Origin of the sequence: Aquabacterium sp., assembly GCF_004297345.1 — a bacterium.
Lineage (GTDB): Bacteria > Pseudomonadota > Gammaproteobacteria > Burkholderiales > Burkholderiaceae_C > Aquabacterium.
Genome location: NZ_SCTN01000589.1, coordinates 1 through 2,023 on the forward strand (window position 1 = coordinate 1; position 2,023 = coordinate 2,023).

The 2,023-nt window shown below is 54.0% G+C and carries 2 protein-coding genes; both read left to right on the forward strand.

The genetic code is table 11. The annotated features are described in order from the left end of the window. Positions 1–191, forward strand: a 191-nt coding sequence (locus tag EPO09_RS21795) for a hypothetical protein (RefSeq protein ID WP_290646656.1), incomplete at its 5' end; no start/stop codon positions are given. A gap of 130 nt (positions 192–321) precedes the next feature. Beyond that, the coding region (locus EPO09_RS21800; RefSeq protein WP_290646658.1) for an ATP-binding protein at positions 322–2,023 on the forward strand (1,702 nt) is incomplete at its 3' end.

A 2,023-nucleotide genomic window follows, 5' to 3' on the forward strand; every position in this document is an offset into this window, starting at 1 on the left:
CCGACGACGCTCCCGTTCGCGTCGGACCACTGCAAATCCAGCAGCAGCTATTCAAGAATGCCTTTTTCCAGTGGCAAAATCGTTCAAGAGTGCATACCGAGGCAGTCCGCCAACATCTGGCGCAAGCACCGGAGCTTTTGCCAAAAAGGGTAGAAGCGTTTCGTTTCCATACAACGGTTGTTCGGTTGTAGTGGGCATGACGTTCTGAATGGTGAGCAAATGAGAGGTCGCGTCGATTATGAAATCTCTCCAGTCCTTTCTCGCTGCGGCCTCGCTTTCGCAATCAATTTCATTTGCCTCCAGTAGGGCAGGAAAGTAGACATGTTCAGGAGCATGCCATTTCGGGTTCAGTCACATGTGCTCAAGCTGCTCGGCGACGAGCTTATCGGGCATGACCGCCTCGCCGTATTCGAGCTGGTCAAGAATTCCTATGATGCCGATGCGACCGTTGTGGACGTAGTTCTGGACCTCGATGCAACGCCGCCAAGAATATGTGTTACTGACAACGGTTTTGGTATGTCTGCCGAGACGATCGAGACAGCTTGGCTGGAAATCGGAACTGATTCGAAGCGGGGCAAGACTGCCAAAGTGCGGAGCCCGATGGGGCGGCTTGCGTTGGGGGAGAAGGGCGTCGGACGGCTTGCCGTGCAGAAGCTGGGTGATAAGCTCAAGCTAACGACTCGCCAAGCTGGACAAACTGAGTATGAGTTCTCAATCAACTGGGCCCAATTGATAGATAGCGCGCGCTATCTCGGTGACGGTATGGCGGTCGACGTCGATGAGAGGTCGCTGCCGGACACGTTCAGGACCGGTTCGGGAACGCAGGTGGAGATAACCGGATTGCACCGCGAGGAGTGGACGCGACGTGAAATTCGAGACCTTTACCGACTCATAACCTCACTCAGTAATCCGTTTGATGCCGCAAAATCCTTTGAGGTGAATCTGCTGCTCCCAGGTCGAGAAGATGAAATCAAAGGGCTTCCCACCCTTCAGGAGATGCTCGATTCTGCGATCTGGAACTTCGAGTTCGATCTGGATCAGTCTGGCCTGCTTACTTGGAGATATACGTTCACACCGCCACGCTTCAAGGGGTTGAAAGGGCGTGTGGCAAATGAGGCCGAAAAGCTTCAGCTAATGGAGCCTGATGATGACGAACTTCCGGTTGAAGCGGGGCGCGTCCGGCCAAAGCGCGAGGACAGAATTTTCTTGGTGCCAGAGGACCTGAAAGGCATCGGTCCAATCTGCGGCAGATTCCATGCATTTCATCGCCGCGACGAAATCCTCAAGGCGTCGGGAGCGCCTCAGCAGATCAAGAAATGGCTGGACAACCAGACCGGTGTTCGTGTCTACAGGGACAATATCCGAGTGTTCAATTATGGAGAGCCAGGTGAAGATTGGCTTGGCCTTGATGCACGACGTATCAATCGCCCAGCCGGAAAACTCGGGACACAAAGTGTTATCGCGCAGGTTTCATTGAACTTGGCCCTCAGCACTGATCTTAAGGAAAAGACCAATCGCGAAGGCTTCGATGACAACGATGCCTTCCGGCGATTGCGTCGGATCGTGTTGAGTATTTTTGACCGTTTCCAACGCGAGCACGCCGGTGACCGGGGGGAGATAGACAAGGCGTTGAAAGGTGATCATGAAGCACCGCCTCCGGTACAGGAGGCGCTGGATCGACTTGAGTCGCTCGGCAAACAACACAAGATCGAAAAGGAGGTTAAGCCCATCCTCGAGTCAATCCAGCAGGAGTTGAAGACCTTTCGTGAGATCATGGTTTCTTCAGGAATGGCCGGGATGAATCTCGCCCTGATTTTCCACGAAGTGGTCCACAGTATTGATAGGGCTCAGCGCAAACTGCAGGGCGCCGCCGCCCCAGAAGAAATCCGCCAAGAAATCGATCATCTCAGGAAGTTGCTTGACACATTCAGGCCGCTGCTTCAACGCGATCCGCCTAGAAAAGTGTCTGCCGAGGAACTTGTGGAACGTGCTTCCGGCATGCACGAGGATCGATTTCCTCGGC